The sequence below is a fragment of the Pseudomonas sp. PDM24 genome (genome assembly GCF_019218905.1).
Classification (GTDB): Bacteria; Pseudomonadota; Gammaproteobacteria; order Pseudomonadales; family Pseudomonadaceae; genus Aquipseudomonas.
This window is the reverse complement of the sequence record NZ_JAHUWR010000006.1, coordinates 238,681-259,415: the sequence shown is the minus strand read 5'-3', so window position 1 is coordinate 259,415 and position 20,735 is coordinate 238,681. Positions and strand designations below refer to the sequence as shown.

General features: G+C 59.0%; 19 protein-coding genes. 3 read left to right on the top strand and 16 right to left on the bottom strand.

Translation table 11 applies throughout. The features are described 5' to 3' along the window. Positions 1 to 51: 51 nt before the first annotated feature. The 12 genes from KW837_RS20740 to KW837_RS20685 form a co-directional block, all read right to left on the bottom strand. Positions 52 to 525: a DoxX family protein gene (locus KW837_RS20740; RefSeq protein WP_218398316.1), complete on the bottom strand. Its 474-nt coding sequence runs from the start codon at positions 523 to 525 to the stop codon at positions 52 to 54. Beyond that, positions 522 to 1,277 carry a DUF2063 domain-containing protein gene (locus tag KW837_RS20735; protein ID WP_218398314.1) on the bottom strand — a complete coding sequence of 252 codons (756 nt, stop codon included), beginning with the start codon at positions 1,275 to 1,277 and terminating at the stop codon, positions 522 to 524. The genes KW837_RS20740 and KW837_RS20735 overlap by 4 nt, the downstream gene beginning before the upstream one ends. Beyond that, on the bottom strand, positions 1,274 to 2,128 hold the full coding sequence (locus KW837_RS20730) for a DUF692 domain-containing protein (RefSeq protein WP_218398312.1): 855 nt from the start codon (positions 2,126 to 2,128) through the stop codon (positions 1,274 to 1,276). The genes KW837_RS20735 and KW837_RS20730 overlap by 4 nt, the downstream gene beginning before the upstream one ends. A 25-nt stretch (positions 2,129 to 2,153) precedes the next feature. Continuing rightward, complete coding sequence (locus KW837_RS20725) at positions 2,154 to 2,459, bottom strand: DUF2282 domain-containing protein (RefSeq protein WP_218398309.1); 306 nt, start codon at positions 2,457 to 2,459, stop codon at positions 2,154 to 2,156. Positions 2,460 to 2,576: 117 nt separating this feature from the next. Beyond that, complete coding sequence (locus tag KW837_RS20720) at positions 2,577 to 3,269, bottom strand: RES family NAD+ phosphorylase (protein ID WP_218398307.1); 693 nt, start codon at positions 3,267 to 3,269, stop codon at positions 2,577 to 2,579. Further along, the gene (locus tag KW837_RS20715; protein WP_218398305.1) at positions 3,263 to 3,667 is read right to left on the bottom strand and encodes an antitoxin Xre-like helix-turn-helix domain-containing protein; all 405 of its coding nucleotides are present in this window, start codon (positions 3,665 to 3,667) and stop codon (positions 3,263 to 3,265) included. The genes KW837_RS20720 and KW837_RS20715 overlap by 7 nt, the downstream gene beginning before the upstream one ends. A 355-nt stretch (positions 3,668 to 4,022) precedes the next feature. Further along, positions 4,023 to 4,724, bottom strand: a complete 702-nt coding sequence (locus KW837_RS20710; protein WP_007906649.1) for an ABC transporter ATP-binding protein — start codon at positions 4,722 to 4,724, stop codon at positions 4,023 to 4,025. Next, positions 4,725 to 5,492: a high-affinity branched-chain amino acid ABC transporter ATP-binding protein LivG gene (livG, locus tag KW837_RS20705; RefSeq protein ID WP_007906647.1), complete on the bottom strand. Its 768-nt coding sequence runs from the start codon at positions 5,490 to 5,492 to the stop codon at positions 4,725 to 4,727. Continuing rightward, positions 5,489 to 6,745 carry a high-affinity branched-chain amino acid ABC transporter permease LivM gene (locus KW837_RS20700; RefSeq protein ID WP_123499229.1) on the bottom strand — a complete coding sequence of 419 codons (1,257 nt, stop codon included), beginning with the start codon at positions 6,743 to 6,745 and terminating at the stop codon, positions 5,489 to 5,491. Before KW837_RS20700 ends, livG begins: the two co-directional genes overlap by 4 nt. After that, on the bottom strand, positions 6,742 to 7,665 hold the full coding sequence (gene livH, locus KW837_RS20695) for a high-affinity branched-chain amino acid ABC transporter permease LivH (RefSeq protein WP_008074580.1): 924 nt from the start codon (positions 7,663 to 7,665) through the stop codon (positions 6,742 to 6,744). The genes KW837_RS20700 and livH overlap by 4 nt, the downstream gene beginning before the upstream one ends. Before the next feature lie 232 nt (positions 7,666 to 7,897). Beyond that, positions 7,898 to 9,025 carry a branched-chain amino acid ABC transporter substrate-binding protein gene (locus KW837_RS20690; protein WP_218398302.1) on the bottom strand — a complete coding sequence of 376 codons (1,128 nt, stop codon included), beginning with the start codon at positions 9,023 to 9,025 and terminating at the stop codon, positions 7,898 to 7,900. A gap of 177 nt (positions 9,026 to 9,202) precedes the next feature. Beyond that, entirely contained in the window at positions 9,203 to 9,349 is a 147-nt protein-coding gene (locus tag KW837_RS20685) for a hypothetical protein (RefSeq protein ID WP_157173008.1), read from the bottom strand. Between the two features lie 27 nt (positions 9,350 to 9,376). Between KW837_RS20685 and KW837_RS20680 the strand changes: the two genes are divergently transcribed. Then, positions 9,377 to 9,682 carry a DUF2288 domain-containing protein gene (locus KW837_RS20680; protein ID WP_218398299.1) on the top strand — a complete coding sequence of 102 codons (306 nt, stop codon included), beginning with the start codon at positions 9,377 to 9,379 and terminating at the stop codon, positions 9,680 to 9,682. 307 nt (positions 9,683 to 9,989) lie between these two features. On the opposite strand, the gene KW837_RS20675 is transcribed toward KW837_RS20680, so the two are convergent. After that, entirely contained in the window at positions 9,990 to 12,185 is a 2,196-nt protein-coding gene (locus KW837_RS20675; RefSeq protein WP_218398296.1) for a hypothetical protein, read from the bottom strand. A gap of 197 nt (positions 12,186 to 12,382) precedes the next feature. On the opposite strand from KW837_RS20675, the gene KW837_RS20670 reads away from it, so the two are divergent. Then, positions 12,383 to 13,279: an NAD(P)-dependent oxidoreductase gene (locus tag KW837_RS20670; protein WP_218398293.1), complete on the top strand. Its 897-nt coding sequence runs from the start codon at positions 12,383 to 12,385 to the stop codon at positions 13,277 to 13,279. On the opposite strand, the gene KW837_RS20665 is transcribed toward KW837_RS20670, so the two are convergent. Together KW837_RS20665 and KW837_RS20660 are read right to left on the bottom strand one after the other, a co-directional pair. Beyond that, entirely contained in the window at positions 13,170 to 15,452 is a 2,283-nt protein-coding gene (locus KW837_RS20665) for a bifunctional diguanylate cyclase/phosphodiesterase (RefSeq protein WP_218398580.1), read from the bottom strand. The genes KW837_RS20670 and KW837_RS20665 overlap by 110 nt on opposite strands. A 148-nt stretch (positions 15,453 to 15,600) precedes the next feature. Beyond that, positions 15,601 to 15,966 carry a YkgJ family cysteine cluster protein gene (locus KW837_RS20660; protein WP_218398291.1) on the bottom strand — a complete coding sequence of 122 codons (366 nt, stop codon included), beginning with the start codon at positions 15,964 to 15,966 and terminating at the stop codon, positions 15,601 to 15,603. Between the two features lie 370 nt (positions 15,967 to 16,336). On the opposite strand from KW837_RS20660, the gene KW837_RS20655 reads away from it, so the two are divergent. Next, positions 16,337 to 17,686 (top strand): MFS transporter, encoded by a 1,350-nt coding sequence (locus tag KW837_RS20655; RefSeq protein ID WP_123499218.1) that lies wholly within the window; start codon positions 16,337 to 16,339, stop codon positions 17,684 to 17,686. Between the two features lie 175 nt (positions 17,687 to 17,861). On the opposite strand, the gene rapA is transcribed toward KW837_RS20655, so the two are convergent. Next, positions 17,862 to 20,708 carry an RNA polymerase-associated protein RapA gene (rapA, locus tag KW837_RS20650; protein ID WP_218398289.1) on the bottom strand — a complete coding sequence of 949 codons (2,847 nt, stop codon included), beginning with the start codon at positions 20,706 to 20,708 and terminating at the stop codon, positions 17,862 to 17,864. Between the last annotated feature and the right edge of the window lie 27 nt (positions 20,709 to 20,735).

Genomic DNA, 20,735 nt, shown 5'->3' with positions numbered 1-20,735 from the left:
CAAGCCCGCTCCCACATTAGTTCTTTATCGTCTGGAGGTCTGAGGTAGGGATCAGCGGGCATACCGCTTGGCAATCAGATGATCAATCGACAACTTGCCCGGCCCGGTCGCCATCAAGTACAGCAACACCGCAGCCCAGGTGCCGTGGGTTGGATAGGCATCGGGGTACACGAACAGCTGAATAGTCAGCGTCATGCCCAACAGCGCCAGAGCCGAAAAGCGGGTGGCAAAGCCGATCAGAATCAGCATCGGAAATAAATGCTCGGCGAAGGCCGCCAGGTGCGCCGCCAGTTCCGGGGAGAGCAGCGGCAGGTGATATTCGCTCTGGAACAACGGGATGGTCGAGTCCGCCAGCCTTGGTACGCCGAGTTGAAACGTGCCGTCGATCAAATCGATGGCCAGGCCTTCCACCTTGGTTTGCCCGGACTTCCAGAACACCGCGGCAATCGAAAAACGCGCGATAAAGGCGATCAGACTGAGAGGGATTTTTTCCAGCAGCGCGATGGAGCGGGTGATGGGGTTCATGGCGATACCTTGTGGTGTAAATGGCTAATGACGTTGTGGCTGATCAGCAGCGCCAGGGTTTGGCTGAGGTCGAAGTCGGGCGCTGTTTCTAACGCTTGGGTGAGGGATTGGCCGTTTCGCAGGTTCCGAATGAAGGTGCAGGCGCCGTGGTCGATGGCAAAGACCTCAACCTCCAGACCATTGCGCAACACCAGGGCGTTTTGCCCGTGGCCGAGGTCGATCCCGGCCAGCGTCGCGTCCTGTTGATGCGCCGCCCAGATCGCAACCACGGCAAAAGTTGAAGTCAGCAGGTTCAAGGAGGGATGAAACCCGACCGTCAGCTCGCTCAGCGCCTGCGGGTCCGACAGCGCGGCGGCAATCTGTTCATGGCGCAAGGGCTGCGCATCGGCGGCGTGATAGGCCTGAACGCACAACCGCTCCAGCCGCGCCATGTCGGCCAGATAAGGCACGCTGGCTGCCGGCTCAAAGCTGTCGATGAACTCGGCGAAGTCCTTGCCGTAATCGTTGAGTGGGCCTTGGGGCGGGCAATGCTGCACATACAGCCCCGCCATCGCCCGAAAGAACTCATCGCCCACCAACTGCAAAACCACGGGATAACTGTCGGCCAGGGCGTTGATCAGCGAGCTCTGCACATTGTTGCGATACACCGCGAAACGGCTGGCGGGATCGGCACCATTGGTACTGAACAAACCGTCGGGGCAGGGCCGTTGCGGATCGAGCAGAGCGGCGGCAAACGCAGCTTGAGTGCTCATGATCGGTCCCCCGCGCAATGCAGCAACTCATCGGCCTGGCGGGCTTCGGCGTGCAGCACGCTGAAGGCCGGCAATTGGTTGTCGCGCTCGATCAACGTGGCGATCGGGCCAACTCGCTCCAGTACCTGCCTGTACAGCGCCCACACCGCGTTATCGATGGGCGCACCGTGATCGTCGATCAGCAGACGGTCGCCGAGGCTGTCGGTGTCTTCGGCAAACCCGGCCAGATGAATCTCTCCCACCGCCTGCAGCGGTAGCGCATCGATGTAAGCCAGCGGATCTCTTTGATGATTGATGCAGGAGACGTAGACGTTGTTGACGTCCAGCAGCAGGCCGCAGCCGGTGCGGCGAATGACTTCGCTGATGAAGTCAGCCTCATCGATTGTCGAGCGCTGGAACGCCAGATACGTCGCCGGGTTCTCCAGCAGCATTGGGCGTTTGAGGGTGCTCTGCACCTGATCGATGTGCTCGCAGACGCGGTTCAGCGTCGGCGCGTCGTAGGCCAGGGGCAGCAGGTCATTGAGGAACACCGGGCCATGGCTGGACCAGGCCAGGTGTTCGGAAAAGGATTGGGGTTGATAGCGTTCGATCAGCGCGGCAAGCCTTTGCAGGTGCTGAAGATCCAGCGGATCTTCGGCACCAATGGACAAGCCAACGCCGTGTAGCGATAGCGGATACTGCTCGCGAATCAACCCCAGAAAATGATGAAACGGGCCGCCGGCCACCATGTAGTTTTCGGCGTGGACTTCGAAGAAACCGATGTCCGGTTGTGCACCGAGCACTTCACGAAAGTGCTCGGTCTTGAGTCCCAGCCCGGAGCGGGGCGGGAGCCCGCACGATAAATGGTTCATGGTCGACACTCAGGCTGGGTGCTGATTACGACTTGGCTTTGTAGGCTTCCAATTGGCCGAAACCGGTTGGCGAGGTTTTGCTCATCGTGGTGGCGCAGGTGCCTTTAGGAACCAGTTTGAAAGCATTTGGCTGGTAGTCGGTTTTTGCCGTGCCGGCGCAAGTGGTGCCAGCGCCTGCGGCGCAATCGTTTTTGCCTTTCATGGCCACGCCGAAGCATTTTTCCATGTTGGCGTCAGCGGCATGGGCAGTGGAGACAGCGGCGATGCTCAGGGCAGAACCGAGGGCCAGAACCAGGGCGGTGGCGGACAGGGTGCGGGTGGTAGCAGTCATGATGTTTCTCCGAAATTGAGCTTGGGTTGGCAAGCGTTTGTGCTTGCTTACTGCTCTAGAGAAACGACAGGGCGATGCGTTACAGGCCACCCAAAAATTTTTTTGCCGATAAGGTCGTCAGGCAATGCTGATTTTACTGACGCTGGTGATCTGACCGTTCCAGATCATCTCGTAGTGGGCTGTTTGAGTGATTGATGAGAGGGGGCTGGGGGTCATCAGTGCCCAGCAGTAGCTCCCATGCATGCGCACGGAGTTGTATCGCAGACCAGGGGCCCCAGCATCCTTGATGGCCTTTCCCAAGCGATGGGAGTGCGTGTAATCGACGGGATCGTAGACAGGATCGTCCATCGGAATGGATGCGGCATCCCTCATGGCTTCGTCAACGAAAGTGCAGGATAACCCCCGGAAAACAAACCTCTCGTAATTGAGCCCCTGGACTTTCGACCAATACTGATTCTGATGATGCTGCACCTCAGCCAGTGCGGTTTCCATCGAGGCAGCCAGATACAACACGCCGAAACTGCCATCGCTGAAACGCGAACCCGCTGGGTTGATGTGGGTGAAAGGAGCGATTGCGTAAGAGCACCCAGGGATGCCGAAGGGAATCTGCGCACGCGGTATCAGCTCAAGCCGGCCGACTTCATTTTGCAGCCTCGGATTGGTGAGGGCCTGGATCTGATACAGCACATCAAATTCGTCCGCGTTTGCCACGTCGTCAAACAGCGCAATGGGCGGAAATTTTGAATTGATCAATCGGTAGGCCTGCAACTGCTCACCGGCCAATACAGCCAACTGGCTCACCGTTACCATTGTGCGCCTCGCAGCATGTCGATTCGCCGAAACGTCTCGTACAGGGAGATCATATCCCCTTGGGACATGATTTCGAGCGGGCTACGCCCGTTGAAGAACTCGTTCTCGTTCTCCATCGCCGCAAAACCATAGACGTTTTCAGGGTTATCAAAGACAAGGCGCAGGGTGGCATGGATGTTGAGAATAAAACTGATGCGCTGCATCTGGTCTGAATCCAGGCTTACGGACCAATCGGGATCGCGCTGCTTTGCCCGGGAGTACGTACTGCGGGAAATGCGCAGGATGCGACAGGCCTGATCGCTCGACGCTTGCCATTTTTCGAGTATGCCGACAGCCGCTCGCAAACCAGTCACGCACTGGTCTTTACTGAAGGCTTGTGCCTGGGAGATTGCTGTCATGGCGATCACTTTGAGTTGGTCTGTAGATGCAAATATATTAACAATGTATCTGTAGAGCAAGCTTATATTGTGAATACGCAGCTCCTACGAGGGCGAACCTGTTACGTCAGGCGCAAGGATGTGTAGCTTGCAGGAAGTAACGCTGACACTGATTAAACACGTTCTCCAAAACACCAAAAATCCTCTGTGGGAGCGGGCTTGCTCGCGAATGCAATCTGACATTCAAAATAGGTGGTGACTGACCCACCGCTTTCGCGAGCAAGCCCGCTCCCACATGGGATCTTTGTTGTTGTGAGGTTTGTGGCAGGCAGAAAAAAACGGCCTGCGAAAGCCGTTTTTTGTTTACCGCAATCGCTTAACCGCCAAGGTACGCTTCGCGCACTTTCGGGTCGGTCAACAGCGCTTCCCCAGTGCCTGTCATCACCACCCGGCCGTTTTCCAGCACATAGGCACGGTCAGCGATTTTCAGCGCCTGGTTGGCGTTTTGCTCCACCAGAAACACCGTTACACCGTCCTTGCGCAGTTGTTCGATGATGTCGAAGATCTGCTGGATGATGATCGGTGCCAGGCCCAGCGACGGCTCGTCGAGCAGCAACAGCTTGGGCTTGCTCATCAGCGCACGGCCGATGGCGAGCATTTGCTGTTCGCCGCCAGACATGGTGCCGCCGCGTTGGGCGAAGCGCTCTTTCAGGCGTGGGAAAAGTCCGAGGACCTTGTCCATCTGTTCCTGATAATCGCCCTTGTCGGTGAAGAATCCGCCCATGGCGAGGTTCTCTTCCACGGTCAGACGGGCAAACACCCGACGACCTTCCGGGACCACGGCGATGCTCTTGCGCATGATGTGCGACGAGTCCTGGCCTACGAGCTCTTCACCCATGTAGCGGATGCTGCCGCTGTGGGCCTGCGGCGAACCGCAGAGGGTCATCAACAGGGTCGACTTGCCGGCACCGTTGGCGCCGATCAGGGTCACGATCTCGCCCTGACGGACTTCGACGTTGACGCTGTGCAGCGCCTGGATCTTGCCGTAGAAGGTGGAAACGTTTTCGAACTGCAGCATTTACGCTTCCCCCAGGTAGGCTTTGATCACTTCAGGATTGTCGCGGATCTGTTCCGGCGTACCGTCGGCCAGAGGCGTGCCCTGGTTGATCACGAAGATGTGGTCGGAAATGCTCATGACCAGTTTCATGTCGTGTTCGATCAGCAGCACGGTCACATCATGCTCTTCACGCAGGATGCCGATCAGTGCCTTGAGGTCTTCGGTTTCCCGCGGGTTGAGACCGGCAGCCGGTTCGTCGAGCATGAGGATCCGCGGGCGGGTCATCATGCAGCGAGCGATTTCCAGGCGACGTTGCTGACCGTAGGCCAGGGTGCCGGCCGGACGGTTGGCGAATTCCTTGAGGTTGACCTTTTCCAGCCAGTACTCGGCGTATTCCATGGCCTCGCGTTCGCTTCTGCGGAACGCCGGGGTCTTGAACAGACCGGCCAGGAAATTGGTGTTCAGGTGACGGTGTTGCGCGATCAAGAGGTTCTCGACCGCTGTCATGTCCTTGAACAGCCGCACGTTCTGGAAGGTGCGCACCACGCCTTTGAGAGCAATCTTGTGGCCCGGCAACCCTTGGATCTGCTCGCCGTCCAGCACGATGCTGCCGGCGGTGGGCTGGTAGAAACCGGTCAGGCAGTTGAACACGGTGGTCTTGCCGGCGCCGTTGGGGCCGATCATCGATACCACTTGTTTCTCTTTAACGGTCAGGGCCACGCTGTTGACCGCCAACAGGCCGCCGAAGCGCATGCTCAGGTCAGTGACTTTCAGGATCTCACGGCTCATTTGCGCAGCTCCATGTGGGGGCGTTGCATCGGCAGCAGACCTTGTGGACGCCAGATCATCATCAGCACCATCAAGGCGCCGAACATCAACATGCGGTATTCACTGAACTCACGCATCATTTCCGGCAACAGGATCATCACCGTGGCGGCGAGGACGACGCCCAGTTGCGAGCCCATGCCGCCCAGCACCACGATGGCGAGGATGGTCGCCGATTCGATGAAGGTGAAGGACTCCGGTGTCACCAGGCCTTGGCGCGCGGCGAAGAAGCTACCGGCGAAACCGGCGAAGCAGGCACCGAGGGTGAAGGCCGACAGCTTGATGACCGTTGGATTGAGACCCAGTGCACGGCAGGCAATTTCGTCTTCACGCAGCGCTTCCCAGGCACGGCCCAGGGGCATGCGCAGCAAGCGGTTGATGACGAACAGCGCGAACAACGACAACAACACCGCGATCAGGTAAAGGAAGATCACCTTGTTGATCGAGTTGTATTCCAGGCCGAAGTACTCGTGGAAGGTCTGCAGACCTTCTGCGGCAGTTCTATCAAAGCTCAGCCCGAAAAGCGTGGGCTTGGGAATGTTGCTGATGCCGTTCGGGCCGCCGGTGAGGTCGGTCAGGTTACGCAGGAACAGACGGATGATTTCACCGAAACCCAAGGTCACGATTGCCAGGTAGTCACCGCGCAAACGCAGTACCGGGAAACCGAGCAGGAAGCCAAACGTGGCCGCCATCATCCCGGCGATCGGCAGGCAGATCCAGAAGCTCAGGCCGTAGTAGTGCGACAGCAGCGCGTAGCTGTAGGCGCCCACGGCGTAGAAGCCGACATAACCGAGATCGAGCAGGCCAGCCAGGCCGACCACGATGTTCAAGCCCAGGCCGAGCATCACGTAGATCAGCACCAGGGTGGCGATGTCCACCGCCCCGCGGGAGCCGAAGAACGGCCAGACCAGAGAACCGATGATCAACGCGATGATGATCCAGCGCTGGGTGGTCGGCAGGGTCAGGAAGTGACTGGCCTTGGCCGGCATCACCGGCAGGTTGGGCGAGGCTTTCCAGGCCGAGCTGATCTGCTGGTCGAACAGCACCCGCAGGAACATCAGCACCGAGCACACGGCGATAGTGATCAGCGTTGCAGTGCTGGTGCCATGGACTTCGAGGTTGATGCCGACAATGGTCAGTTTCAGACCCAGTACCGGGTAGGCAACCGCCCACACCAGCAAGGCGCTGAACAACGCCTGTTTAAGATTCCTAGTCATACTTTCTCAACCTCCGGACGGCCCAACAGGCCGGTTGGCCGGAACAACAACACCAGAACCAGTAGACCGAACGCCACGACGTCCTTGTACTGGTCGCCGAAGATATCGGCACCAAAGGCTTCCGCCACCCCAAGCACCAGCCCGCCGAGCATCGCGCCGGGGATGCTGCCGATACCGCCCAATACTGCTGCGGTGAAGGCCTTGAGGCCGACCAGGAAACCGGCGTTCGGGTTGATCACGCCGTATTGCATGCTCAGCAGCACGGCCGCGATGGCCGCCAGTGCCGCACCGATGACGAAGGTCAGGGCGATGATGTTGTTGGTGTTGATACCCAAGAGGTTGGCCATCTTGATGTCTTCGGCACAGGCGCGGCAGGCGCGGCCCAGGCGAGAACGGGAGATGAACAGCGTCAGGCCGAGCATGGCGACCAGGGTCACCACGAACACCACGATTTGCATGTAGGAAATCAGCACTTCATGTGCGCCACCTGGCCCGATGGCGAAGTTGCCAGGGATCAGGTTGGAGATGGATTTGTCCTTGGAGTCTTGCGCCAGCAGAACCGTGTTCTGCAGGAAGATCGACATGCCGATGGCGGAAATCAGCGGGATCAGACGGTTGCTGCCGCGCAGGGGGCGGTAGGCGATCCGTTCGATGCTGTAACCGTAGGCACTGGTCACGACGATGGTCGCGAGGAAAGCCGCGGTCATCAAGAGAGGGACACTGTCGAGTCCCAGCATGGCCAGCCCGGCGATGGCGATGAACGCCACGTAAGAGCCGATCATGTACACCTCGCCGTGGGCGAAGTTGATCATTCCAATGATGCCGTAAACCATCGTATAGCCGATGGCGATCAGGGCATACGTGCTGCCAATGGTCAGACCATTAACCAGCTGTTGGAAGAAGTGATAGATGTCAGGCATTACAGCGCTCCTAAAAACCTGATACGCATTTCACTGGTGGAGTCATTTTCCCGCTCGAGCCCCGTGGATCTGCATCCACTTCGAATTCGAGGTTTGCCAGCGAACCGCTGATGACGGTTTTGAGATTTTCAGGTGGGGAGACTGGCGGATCACGCCAGCGCGGCCCAATACGTTCGTAAAACAAAGCCCACGGCACGCCGTGGGCTTTATTGGCAGTCAGTCAGGCCAGGCCTTACTGAGGCGAAACTTCAGTTTTAGGTTTGCCGAAATGCCACTGGTAAACCACGAATTTGAAGTCCTTCAGGTCGCCCTTTTCGTCGAAAGACAGGTCGCCGGTCGGGGTTTTGAACGTGCCCTTGTGGATAGCTTCAGCCACTTTTGCGGTGTCTTCGCTCTTGGCGGCCTTGATGCCTTCGGCGATGACTTGCACAGCCGAGTAGGACGGGAACACGAACGGACCGCTCGGGTCTTCTTTCTTGGCTTTGAACGCGTCAGCCAGGGCGATGTTGGCCGGATCCTGGTCGAAGGATTTCGGCAGGGTCACCAGCAGGCCTTCGGAAGCTTCCTTGGCGATCTGCGAAATGGAGTCGTTACCCACGCCTTCCGGACCCATGAACTTGGCTTTCAGGCCTTTTTCCTGGGATTGACGCAGGAGCAGACCCAGCTCCGGGTGGTAACCGCCGTAGTAGACGAAGTCGACGTTGGCTTGCTTGAGCTTGGAGACCATCGAAGAGAAGTCTTTGTCGCCAGCGTTGATGCCTTCGAACACGGCAACCTTGACGCCTTTGCCTTCGAGGGTTTTCTTCACGGCGCTGGCGATGCCTTCACCGTATTGCTGTTTGTCGTGCAGCACAGCAACGATTTTCGGTTTGACGTGATCGGCAATGTAGTTACCGGCGGCAGGGCCCTGGGCGCTGTCCAGACCGATGGTGCGGAAGATCATCTTGTAGCCGCGAGCGGTGATGTCCGGGCTGGTGGCAGCCGGAGTGATCATGATCACGCCTTCGTCTTCGTAAATGTCCGAAGCCGGTTGAGTGGAGCTTGAGCACAGGTGACCCACCACGAACTTGACGCCGTCGTTGACGACTTTGTTCGCAACAGCAACCGCTTGTTTTGGATCGCAGGCGTCATCGTATTCAACGGCTTCGAGCTTCTTGCCGTCGACGCCGCCCTTGGCGTTGATTTGTTCGATGGCCATTTTGGAGCCACTGAACTGCATGTCGCCGTATTGGGCTACAGGGCCGGTTTTAGGGCCGGCGATGCCGATCTTGATGGTGTCAGCGGCGAACGAATGGCTGGCAACCCCGGCCAGAACCATAGCGGCAAACAGTTTTGAAATCTGCTTAGTAGCCTTAGTCATAGTGCTCCACTCTTACTGTTGTAGTTTTTATAGTCCTGGCGCCGTAGCAGCAGAACCGGGTCAGATATCGTTGATATCCTCCGGAAAATGCCCCCGGCAACTGTACCGGTACAGTGTAGAGCGCCGATTGTTAGCCTGGGAAGGCAGCGCCGGGGGGCAAAACCTGAGGGTGTCGCTTTATTGAAAGAAAAAGACAGAATCACGGCGGGATGTTAGCTGGCTAATACTTGGATTCAGCAGCATTCCCTGGCTTTCCTGCATTTCTCGATCGGTAACGCAATTGCATCCGGGTTTTTCTGGCGCAATACCGACGTTATCATTCACGTCGATTTTCATTGCGGACAGAAACCCATGACTCAAGAACCTAGCACCCTCTATGCCAAGCTGCTTGGTGAGACCGCATCTATTACCTGGAAAGAGTTGGAGCCGTTCTTTGCCAGGGGTGCCCTATTGTGGGTCGATCCAGGCCTGGATTTGATCGCTGTGGCAGAAGCGGTGGCTACCGATGAAGGCGAGAAAGTCGCTGCCTGGCTGGCCGCCGACAAGGTCGCCAAGCTGTCTGAAACGCGGGCGCTGGATCTTTTCGAGCGCGATCCCGAGCTGTGGGCCGTGGTGGTTTCACCGTGGATTCTGATCCAGGAAAGGGCGACGAGCTGAACGCTTGCACTTAATTGGTGCGTTGCGCTGCCGGTTAAAAGTGTGTAGCCGAGTAGCGTGATGGCATGTTGCCGTAGAGAAAGGCCACAGAAGGGTCTTGGCGAGGGTGACGTAAACGTAACGGGAACAGTTTATTGAGCAGCCGATTGGCTGCTTAATTGTTTCTGGATGTTGGTAAGTCAGTGGCTGATGCGGTGAATGTCAGGCCGCTTTCGCGAGCAGCGCGCTCCCACATTTAACCGTGTTCTCCAGAAGGAATGCGATCAAATGTGGGAGCGGGCTTGCTCGCGAATGGCGGCGCCGCCGATTAAGCGGTTTTACCGGTATGGTTATTCAAAGAAATAACCTTGGTCTTGCCAATCCGGTGACGGTAAATCTCTCGCAGATACTTGATCGCCTTCTTCACGCAATCCCGAGACAAACGAATGTCATTGATCGAGACAAACTTGTCCTTGTCGTTGATCAGCTCACGGTACTTTTTCTCGTACATCGGTTTGATCGCGTACCAGTTGGTATCGAGGATTTTCGCCGGGTTTTCGAATTCGTTGAGCAGTTCATCGATCCGGTCTTCGTCGAAGTCTTCATTGATGATGAAGTCCAGGATCGAGTTGTCCAGCGTCTCGTCGAAGCGGTAGGGGTTTTTCGCGAAGCAGCGCTTGATGAAGGCCACGATCAGGGTCAAAAAGTCGTCCGACAGGCACGGGCTCTTGGCGATGAGGGTGGTCAGCGACAAGTTGGCCGAGGCGCCGATTACCAGCGCATAACGCTTGAGCGTGGTGTTGGGGAACAAGCTGTTGAGGTGGGTCTTCAGCCGGTTCAGGTCCATGTAGGACAGCTTGTAGTCCTTGGGCAAGGACACAATCGACACCACCGACGAACAATTCTTGAAGAAGTGCAGGTCGTGCAACGCGGCCGCGTCATAGCCCGAATTCTTGTACTGCTCAAGCGAGGCACGATAGCGCTTGGACTCGATCGGCAACAGGCTGATGCCTTCGATTGCCTGCGTGACCTTGTTGAAGTGCGGCAGGTCGATGGAGCGGAAGAACAGGTCGTCGATGTTCAGGCGTTGCGGCTCTTTTTCGAACACCTTGAACTTGTCGCTGCTCGGTGGCGGGGTTTCCGGCACCACGGACTCGGCGTAGGCAATCGCCACGGGGCCGGCCAGGCTCATGAACAGGTCGTTGGCGTCCAGGCGAATGGTTTCGCCGATGTCGATGCCGGCGCGACGGAAATAGTTCTGGTCGTAGTCGGTGGTTACCGCCTGCGCTGTCAGAATGTTGAAGATCTGCTGTGAGATGTACTGGTTGGCGTGCTTTTCCATGGCATTGACATCAATGTTCTGGATGTTGCCGTCATCGCTTTCTTCGGCGTAACGCATGATGTCGTTGGAGATCAGCATCATCGCGTTCCATGGGCGGATACGGCCCATGACGCTGGCTTCGCTACTGTCTTCGTTGGCGAAGTTGTAGGAGAAGTCCCACTCTTCCGACAGGTATTTGCACAACAAGCGACCGGCGTTGATGTGCAGCGCCTCGGACATTTCGCTGCGGTGATCGGAAATATTGGGCAGTACGCAAATGCCGCTGGTGAAGATCGGTTCGAAGACGAAGGAATGACCGCTCTTGCTGTCGTGCTCGTCCATCGGCTTGGTGTCGAATGTCTTGTTCATGTACGAGTGCTGCTGGGCCAGGCCGAACTCCGAGGCCATGCCCGAACCGGTACCGCCGCCGGCACTGAAGATCGAGAAATACAGGCGCGACTGGTTGGCCTTGATCCCGCAGCTGTCGATCAGGTACGAGTGAATCATCTTCCAGTCAGGGCTGGAGAAGCGCTGGGTGTCCTTGTTCAGGATGATCTTGGCCAGGTACTGGCCGAGGATCGGCGCGTTACCGGCGCCACCGGCGTGGACTTCCGACAAGTCCATGATTTTCATTTTGCTGTAGTCGCGCAAAAAGCCGCTTTTTTCGCCCTTGCGCGAGAAACGGATGCGACCGGCGATGTCCTTGTCCAGGTCGCCGAGCATCACCAGCGGCTCGACCAGAAACACCGGTTTGCTGGCCTTGTTCGTCCCCAGGCGCAGGTTGTTGCGGATCCATTGCGCCGGGCTGTAGCCCTTTTCGGCGTAGCGTTTGTCCGGCGACAGACGGTCTTCGTTGTTGAATTCGTTGAGGTAGAACTTGCGGGCGTTGTACACCAGCTCCGCGACGTCCAGTGCGATGTTCGAACCACAGCGGCCCAGGCCGATCAGGCACACCGAAGGGAATTCCTGATCGCTGTGCTGTTCGTTGTCGCCTTCCAGATGGGGCGGGCGCGGGAACACCAAGTCGCGCAGGCCGTCGAGGTTGTCGAGGATGCGGTCGGTATTGGTTTCGGTGAAGTACAGGTATTGCTGAGTCGCCAGCGGACGCGACGGGGTCAATGGCTTCGACGCTGAGGGGCTGTTCGCCGCGGGGCTCAGGGTCAGGTCGGATACCGCGGTGGCCGGATTATTTTTAGAAGTCATTGTGCGCCATATACCTGGACTGGTCGGCTCGGCGACAAGTGTCATCGAGTCATCACGGAATGAGATCTCGCGTCTTTTTGCAGCGCGAATGTAGCCCAAGCGTCAGGGTCTTGGCCTGTGCGTCGCTCGGGGGAATCCTTTCCTTAATCATGATGAATCGGCCAATATTCGATGATCTTTAATCAAAAGGAGGCTAAATGATGGCAACGTTGCCAGCGCTGGGGTTTGCCGGAATCGGTTTGATGGGCTTGCCAATGTGCCGACGCCTGTTGGCGGCGGGTTATCCGCTGACGGTGTGGAACCGTAACCCTGACAAGTGCGCAGTGCTGGTCGAGGCCGGCGCGCGGCAAGTGGCGACACCGGCCGAACTGTGCCGACACGCGGACCTGGTGATGTTGTGCTTGGCCGACACAGTTGTTGTACGTGAGGTGGTGTTTGGCGCGGCAGGCGTTGCCGAGGGGGCGAAAAGCGGCCAGCTACTGGTGGATTTTTCCAGCCTGGAGCCCACCGCGACGCGGGAAATGGCGAACTCATTGGCCAGTAAAACTGGTATGAGTTGGCTCGATGCGCCGGTCTCCGGCGGGGTGGTCGGCGCCGAGGCCGGCAGCCTGGCGATCATGGTCGGTGGCGAGGCGGCAGACCTTGAGCGCGTGCGGCCGGTGTTGTTGACCCTTGGCCAGCGTGTGACCCACATGGGCGCCGTCGGTGCGGGGCAGGTGACCAAGGCCTGCAATCAGATGATCGTGGCGTGCAATGCCCTGGTCATTGCCGAAGTGGTGGCCTTGGCCGAGCGTTCCGGGGTCGACGCCCGCTTGATCGCCGAGGCGCTCGCCGGTGGCTTCGCCGATTCAAAACCGCTGCAGATTCTTGCGCCGCAAATGGCCGACAGCCGTTTCGAACCGGTGAAGTGGCACGTACGCACGCTGCTCAAGGATCTGGACACCGCCGTGAAATTTTCCCGCGAACAGGGTTCGGCCACACCGATCAGCGGATTGGCCGCACAACTGATGCGCCTCCATGGGGGGCAGGGCTTCCTTGAAAAGGATCCGTCGACGCTAGTGCAGTTATACCGCGAGCCAGACTCAAAGGATTGAAGGTGTGCATGTGCTTGCGCTGATTGATTTCGGCCAGCACTGGACGCAGCTCGGCCAGCGGTACCGGATGGCTGAGCAGGTAGCCCTGAACGAAATCGCAGCCATGGCGTTCGAGAAAGTCGTATTGCTCGAAGGTTTCGACGCCTTCGGTGACGACCTGCAAATGCAGGGTATGGGCCATGACGATAATGGCCTGGACGATTTCCATGTCCTGGGTGGCCTTGGGAATGTCCTGAATAAACGAGCGGTCGATCTTCAACGTATTTAATGGCAGGCGCCTGAGGTAGGCCAGGGATGAATAGCCGGTGCCGAAGTCATCGATCGACAACGAGACCCCGAGGGCGCGAATCTGGCGCAGCAACACCAGGGTGTTGCTGATATTGCCCATCAGCGCATTCTCGGTGACTTCCAGTTCCAGCCGGTGTGGTGCCACCCCGAAGGCGTGCAGGGCGTGTTCGATTTCATTGGCCAGTTCTTCTCGCGCCAGGTTCAGGGGCGAGCAATTCACCGCGATTTTGAGTTCTTCGCAATCGTGGCGGGACAGCTCGCCCAAGTCCTCGCAGGCCTTGCGCAGCACCCAGTTGTCCAGCTCGGCGATCAGGCCGTTCGCTTCGGCAATGGCGATGAACCGATCGGGCGTGAGCAATCCGTGAACCGGATGTTGCCAGCGAATCAGCGCTTCAAGTTTGGTGACCTGGCCGATTCTCAGGTCATAAATCGGTTGGTAATACAGCATCAACCCGGTGTCTTCGCGCAGGGCGTGACGCAGTTCTTCTTCGAGTTGCAACTCCAGGGTGGCTCGGGTTTTCAGGTTTGAACTGAAAAAATGCAGGGCATTACGACCGCAATCCTTGGACTGGTAGAGCGCCAGATCGGCGTTTTTCAGCAGTTCTTCGCAGGTCTTGCCGTCTTCGGGAAACAGGCTGATGCCGATGCTGGTGGTCATGACCATGCGCCGTCCGGACAACTCGATGGGCTCCTTCATTTTCAGCATGATGCGCTGGGCCATTTGCCGCGCTTCTTCACGGTCATACAGGGTGATGAGGATGCAGAATTCGTCGCCTCCGAAGCGCGCCACCACGTCTTCATGGCTGCGCACTGCAGCCTTGATGTGGCTGGCCAGAACTTTAAGCAATTCGTCACCGGCGTCATGGCCGAGGCTGTCATTGATCCGCTTGAAATGGTCGATGTCGAGGAACATCACCGCCAGCATGCCGCCTTCATTGGTTTTCTCGATGAGTTTCTCGGCGAAGATCTGGTTGAAGCCTCGTCGGTTGATCAGGTTGGTCAAGGGGTCGTAATGCGCCACCTGTTGCAGCGACATGCGTGCCTGATCCAGTTGGCTGAGCAGGGCGTTGACCCGTTGCAGGTCATGCTCTTTGTGTTGCAGTTTCTTGTCCGCCCATGCAGCGCTGATGCCGCTGCCGATGATCAGCAGCGTCATTACCGCTACCGTCAGCCCCAGTTGCAGGTGGTTGTTGTCGCTGGGCAGGGGCTCAAGGCTGCCAACGGGCAGCACCAGGCTGAATGCCGCCATGCCGGTGAAATGCATGCTCACGATGCCGGCTCCGAGCACCAGGCTGGCGGTGTATTTGAGCAATTGATGAAACACGCCGGCGCCATCGCGCAGGTGACTGGAAATCAACAGGGCGGCCAGGCTGGCCCCGATGGCGATCACAATGGAAAGCACGAACAGCACGGGTTGGTAGTAGGCCATCGCATTCGATCGCAGGGCGGCCATGCCCACGTAATGCATGGTTGCGATGCCCAGGCCGATCCACACTGCGGCCCGCAGGTATTGCCAGAAATTCAGCTGAGGATGACTGAGGGTGTGCATGGCCAGCCACGAGGCGGTCAGGGCGAACAACAGCGAGAGCAGGGTAGTGGGCAAGTGGTAATGGATTTCGATCGGCGCCTGGAACGCCAGCATGCTGATGAAATGCATGGCCCAGATACCGCCCGCCAGACACCCGGCGCCGACCCAGCGCCAGAGTCGTTGGGAGGCAGGTTTTTCCACATGGCCGACTCGCTCGGTCATGCCCAGCGTGGCGAAACCGGTCGCGCAAGCCACTAGATAGGCCAGCAACACCAAAAACGGGTTATGGGTGCAATCGAGTATGACCTGTCCGCTCTCTGGCAGCCCGGTCATGAAATGCAAACCAAGCCACTCCATAGCATGCCCCATCTCTGAATCATCCTGGCCTGCGCCATGCGCGCTGGCGAATGCTTGCAGTATAGAGGCCTTGCACGGAGCGCAAGAGGTGATGGCACGGTGACGCCAATAATTTTGGTATTAGCGTGATAGCGATTGGCGCTAAGTCTCAAGCGCTCCGTTCATAAGGCATTTCGAACTCCGGTTGCAGGGCTGGCAACCCGAACGCGGCCCGGGCCGCGTCGCAATCCACGTTCACCTCACCATTGGCCCACGAGGCGTCGAACTCCCGGCAGGTGCTGGAGCGCTGATCGTAAATCGAGCACTGCACGGTGCTGCCCACCTCACCTACCAGCCCGACGCAGCGGGTCGGTTTGCAGTCTGTGCCGAGCATGGACACCCGGCTGGGACTGATGGGCGCGACCAGTTCATCGGGCACCGTCCCCCCTGCCGAGATGCATTCACCCCAGAAAAAAGACACGCGAAAATGAGAACAGCAGGCACCGCAATTCAGACACGGACTGGCTTCGGACATGGGCGATAGTCAAAGAGGGATGGGGGATACGGTGGGCAGACAAGGCCGCTATTCTAGGCTTTGCCTTGGGCTTGGGAAGGGGGGGACAGAGGTATTTTTCAATGGTCGGTCGGGTCATGGAAAACACCGCCATTCCCCTGTGGGAGCGGGCTTGCTCGCGAAGGCGGCGTGTCAGTCGGCATCATCGTAGGCAGGTACACCGCCTTCGCGAGCAAGCCCGCTCCCACAAGGTATTGTGGCGTTTGGGAGGGGGCGGTTGCCATGGGCTGATATCAGGCTGGCGAATGATGACAGACACGCCGCGCGCGCCTGACTAGATTGCAGTTTCCGGGGGCAGCGACGCCTTCATAACAATAAAAGAGACGGACCCATGCAGAACTCGACCCAAGCGGCGAATGCCTGGCGCATTCTGTTCCTGCTGTTCCTGGCCAACCTGTTCAACTTCTTCGATCGCACCATCCCGGCCATCATCATCGAGCCGATCCGCATGGAATGGCACCTCAGCGACTTTCAACTGGGGATCATCGGCACCGCTTTCACCATCGTTTACGCCATTGCCGGCCTGCCCCTTGGGCGATTGGCCGATACCGGTTCGCGCAGCAAACTGATGGGCTGGGGCCTGGCAACATGGAGCGGGCTGACTGCGGTCAACGGGCTGGTGGGCAGTTTCTGGAGTTTCCTGATCGTGCGCATGGGCATCGGCATCGGTGAAGCCAGTTACGCGCCGGCCGCCAACTCGCTGATCGGCGATTTGTTCCCGGCTCATCGTCGGGCTCGGGCCATGGGCATTTTCATGCTGGGTCTTCCGCTGGGGTTACTGCTGGCGTTCTTCACCATCGGCTGGATGGTCAAGACGTTCGACAGCTGGCGCGCGCCGTTCTTTATCGCGGCGGTGCCGGGGCTGATCCTGGCGGTGTTCATGTTCTTCATCAAAGAGCCAAAACGCGGCGCGGCGGAAAGCGTGCAAGTGTCTCAGGAGCGCGTGGACCGGCCGATCCGTCGAGTGCTGGCGGTACCGACTTTCCTGTGGCTGGTCATGGCGGGGCTGTGTTTCAACTTCGCGACTTATGCCTGCAACTCGTTTCTGGTGCCGATGCTGCAGCGATATTTCCTGATGCCGTTGCAGGAGGCAGCGGTGGCGACCGGGGTGATCGTCGGGGTGACCGGGCTGTTCGGCCTGACGCTCGGCGGCTGGATCGCCGACAAGATTCACCAACGCGTGGCCAATGGGCGGCTGCTGTTCGCGGCGTTTAGCCTGATCATTTCGACCGTGTGTACCGCTTGGGCTCTGCACGCCGGACGCATCGAGATCGGGGTGTTTGTCGCGGTGTTCAGCCTGGGTTGGTTATTTGCTTACAACTTCTATACCTGCGTGTACACGGCGATTCAGGACGTGGTCGAACCGCGTTTGCGGGCCACGGCGATGGCGCTGTTCTTTGCCGGTCTGTATTTGCTGGGTGGGGGATTGGGGCCGGTGGTGGTTGGCGGATTGTCGGATCACTTTGCGCAAACGGCCATGTTGTCGGCCGGCGCCGAGCAGATGACTGAAGCGTTCAAGGCGGTCGGCCTGCATGACGCGATGTACCTGATCCCGGTGGCGCTGTTCTTTACCATGGTGTTTCTGTTTTTGGCCTCGCGGTGTTTTGTCAGGGATGCCAAGCGGATGAAGGAGGGGTTGGTGGCGGTGGTTGAGCCTGCGGGTTCTGCGGTGACGGCTTAATCGCCTTCGCGAGCAAGCCCGCTCCCACATTCGACCGAGTTCTTCCAGGGAAAATGCACTCGAATGTGGGAGCGGGCTTGCTCGCGAAGAGGCCATCAGCAACACCACAACAATCAAGCAGAAAAAAAGGCCCGCATCGCTGCGGGCCTTCTTGTTTCAGCGGTGGAGCAGGAGATTAACCCGCCACCAACACCCGAATCGCTTCCAGTCGCAGCGCAGCCTTGTCGAGCATGGCCAGGCCTTGCTCACGTTGCTTGCGCAGGGCAACCAGTTCGCTGTCGCGCACGGTCGGGTTGACCGCTTGCAACGCGGTCAGGCGTGCCAGTTCTTCGTCGGTATCCGCCGCCAGACGACGTTGCGCCTCGGCCACGCGTTCGGCGTGACGCGGGGTGATTTTCTCTTCGCCGGCGTTGATCCGTGGCGTCAACTGGTCGCGCTGGGCCTGGATGAACTTGTTGGCGCTGGCGCGGGGTACGCTTTCCAGTTGATCGTTCAGGGTTTCGAACGACACCCGGGTCGACAGGTCGTTGCCGTTGGCGTCGAGCAGGCAGCGCAGCGCGGCCGGCGGCAGGTAACGGCCCAACTGCAGCGAACGCGGGGCAACCACTTCGCTGACGTAGAGCAGTTCCAGCAACACGGTGCCCGGTTTCAGCGCCTTGTTCTTGATCAGCGCCACGGCGGTGTTGCCCATCGAGCCGGAAAGGACCAGGTCCATGCCGCCTTGAACCATCGGGTGTTCCCAGGTGATGAATTGCATGTCTTCGCGAGACAGCGCCTGGTTGCGGTCGTAGGTGATGGTCACGCCTTCGTCGTCGCCCAGCGGGAAGCTGGCGTCGAGCATTTTTTCGCTTGGCTTGAGGATCAGCGCGTTTTCCGAATGGTCTTCACTGTCGATGCCAAAGGCGTCAAACAGGGTTTCCATGTAGATCGGCAGGGCGAACTGATCGTCTTGTTCGAGGATGTCCTCGACCAGCGCATCACCTTCGCCAGCGCCGCCGGAGTTGAGTTCCAGCAAGCGGTCGCGACCGGTGTGCAGTTCGGCTTCCAGACGCTCACGTTCGGTGCGGGCTTCGTCGATCAGCGCCTGCCACTCGCCATCGTCGGCGTTTTCCAGCAGCGGCAGCAGGCGCGGGCCGAACTGATGCTGCAAGGCGTTGCCGGTCGGGCAGGTGTTGAGGAACGCGTTCAGCGCCTCGTGATACCACTGGTACAGCCGCTCTTGCGGGCTGGTTTCCAGGTACGGCACGTGCAGCTCGATGATGTGCTTCTGACCGATCCGGTCGAGGCGACCGATACGCTGCTCCAGCAGGTCCGGGTGCGACGGCAGATCGAACAGCACCAGATGGTGCGAGAACTGGAAGTTGCGACCTTCACTGCCGATTTCCGAGCAGATCAGCACCTGCGCACCAAATTCTTCGTCGGCGAAGTAGGCGGCGGCGCGGTCACGCTCGAGGATGTTCATGCCTTCGTGGAAGACCGTGGCCGGAATGCCGGAACGTACGCGCAAGGCGTCTTCCAGGTCCATGGCGGTTTCGGCGTGGGCGCAGATCACCAGCACTTTGGTGCGCTTGAGCATTTTCAGGGTGTCGATCAGCCACTCGACACGCGGGTCAAATTTCCACCAGCGCTCTTCTTCGTTGGCGTCCGGCTGGGCCTGGAAGCTGACTTCCGGGTACAGCTCGGCGTGATCGCCCAATGGCAGTTCGAGGTATTCGGCCGGGCACGGCAGCGGGTACGGGTGCAGTTTGCGCTCCGGGAAACCCTGCACGGCGGCGCGGGTATTACGGAACAGCACGCGGCCGGTGCCATGACGGTCCAGCAGTTCGCGGACCAGACGGGCGCTAGCTTCGGTGTCGCCATCATTGACGGCGGTTAGCAGGGCTTCGCCTTCGTTGCCGAGGAAACCGTGGATAGTCTTGTGCGCTTCAGGCGACAGACGCCCTTTGTCCAGCAGCTCCTGAACGGCTTCGGCCACCGGGCGATAGTTTTCGCTCTCGGCGCGGAAGGCGTGCAGGTCATGGAAACGGTTCGGGTCGAGCAGGCGCAGACGCGCGAAGTGACTGTCCTGACCGAGTTGTTCAGGGGTCGCGGTCAGCAGCAAGACGCCGGGAATGACTTCGGCCAGTTGCTCCACCAGTGAGTACTGAGGGCTGACCTGATCTTCGTGCCACACCAGGTGGTGCGCTTCGTCGACCACCAGCAAATCCCAGCCGGCCGCGAACAACGCGTCCTGGGCCTTCTCGTCATCTACCAGCCATTCGAGTGCAACCAGTGCGAGCTGGGTGTCTTCGAACGGGTTGGCGGCATCGCTTTCGATGAAGCGTTCTTCGTCGAACAGCGCGACTTGCAGGTTGAAGCGGCGGCGCATCTCCACCAGCCACTGGTGCTGGAGGTTTTCCGGCACCAGGATCAATACGCGACTGGCGCGGCCCGAAAGCAGTTGGCGATGGATTACCAGACCGGCTTCGATGGTCTTGCCCAGGCCCACTTCGTCTGCCAGCAGAACCCGCGGCGCGATGCGGTCGGCGACTTCACGGGCAATGTGCAACTGGTGCGCGATCGGTTGCGCACGCACGCCGCCCAGGCCCCAGAGCGAGGATTGCAATTGGCGGCTGGTGTGTTCCAGGGTGTTGTATCGCAGGGAGAACCAGGCGAGCGGGTCGATCTGTCCGGCGAACAGACGGTCGCTGGCCAGACGGAACTGAATGAAGTTCGATAGCTGGGTTTCCGGCAGGGTGACCACTTCGTTCTGCGCGTTGAGGCCGTGGTAGACCAGCAGGCCATCGACGTCGTCGACTTCCTGGACGGTCAGCTTCCATCCTTCGAAGTGAGTGATGCTGTCACCCGGCGAAAACCGCACGCGGGTGAGGGGCGCATTCCGTAGCGCGTACTGGCGAGTCTCGCCAGTGGCCGGGTAGAGCACGGTCAACAAGCGGCCGTCCTGTGCCAGAACGGTGCCCAAACCCAGCTCGGCTTCGCTGTCACTGATCCAGCGTTGCCCCGGTTGATACTGCTGCGCCATGCTGCCTGACTCCCACCTTGAAAAAGC

Bases quoted from the DNA above. Each gene is read 5' to 3' on its own strand.
- KW837_RS20740 (WP_218398316.1), bottom strand. From the start codon at position 525: ATGAACCCCATCACCCGCTCCATCGCGCTGCTGGAAAAAATCCCTCTC.
- KW837_RS20735 (WP_218398314.1), bottom strand. From the start codon at position 1,277: ATGAGCACTCAAGCTGCGTTTGCCGCCGCTCTGCTCGATCCGCAACGG.
- KW837_RS20730 (WP_218398312.1), bottom strand. From the start codon at position 2,128: ATGAACCATTTATCGTGCGGGCTCCCGCCCCGCTCCGGGCTGGGACTC.
- KW837_RS20725 (WP_218398309.1), bottom strand. From the start codon at position 2,459: ATGACTGCTACCACCCGCACCCTGTCCGCCACCGCCCTGGTTCTGGCC.
- KW837_RS20720 (WP_218398307.1), bottom strand. From the start codon at position 3,269: ATGGTAACGGTGAGCCAGTTGGCTGTATTGGCCGGTGAGCAGTTGCAG.
- KW837_RS20715 (WP_218398305.1), bottom strand. From the start codon at position 3,667: ATGACAGCAATCTCCCAGGCACAAGCCTTCAGTAAAGACCAGTGCGTG.
- KW837_RS20710 (WP_007906649.1), bottom strand. From the start codon at position 4,724: ATGCTGCAGTTCGAAAACGTTTCCACCTTCTACGGCAAGATCCAGGCG.
- livG (WP_007906647.1), bottom strand. From the start codon at position 5,492: ATGAGCCGTGAGATCCTGAAAGTCACTGACCTGAGCATGCGCTTCGGC.
- KW837_RS20700 (WP_123499229.1), bottom strand. From the start codon at position 6,745: ATGACTAGGAATCTTAAACAGGCGTTGTTCAGCGCCTTGCTGGTGTGG.
- livH (WP_008074580.1), bottom strand. From the start codon at position 7,665: ATGCCTGACATCTATCACTTCTTCCAACAGCTGGTTAATGGTCTGACC.
- KW837_RS20690 (WP_218398302.1), bottom strand. From the start codon at position 9,025: ATGACTAAGGCTACTAAGCAGATTTCAAAACTGTTTGCCGCTATGGTT.
- KW837_RS20680 (WP_218398299.1), top strand. From the start codon at position 9,377: ATGACTCAAGAACCTAGCACCCTCTATGCCAAGCTGCTTGGTGAGACC.
- KW837_RS20675 (WP_218398296.1), bottom strand. From the start codon at position 12,185: ATGACTTCTAAAAATAATCCGGCCACCGCGGTATCCGACCTGACCCTG.
- KW837_RS20670 (WP_218398293.1), top strand. From the start codon at position 12,383: ATGATGGCAACGTTGCCAGCGCTGGGGTTTGCCGGAATCGGTTTGATG.
- KW837_RS20665 (WP_218398580.1), bottom strand. From the start codon at position 15,452: ATGGAGTGGCTTGGTTTGCATTTCATGACCGGGCTGCCAGAGAGCGGA.
- KW837_RS20660 (WP_218398291.1), bottom strand. From the start codon at position 15,966: ATGTCCGAAGCCAGTCCGTGTCTGAATTGCGGTGCCTGCTGTTCTCAT.
- KW837_RS20655 (WP_123499218.1), top strand. From the start codon at position 16,337: ATGCAGAACTCGACCCAAGCGGCGAATGCCTGGCGCATTCTGTTCCTG.
- rapA (WP_218398289.1), bottom strand. From the start codon at position 20,708: ATGGCGCAGCAGTATCAACCGGGGCAACGCTGGATCAGTGACAGCGAA.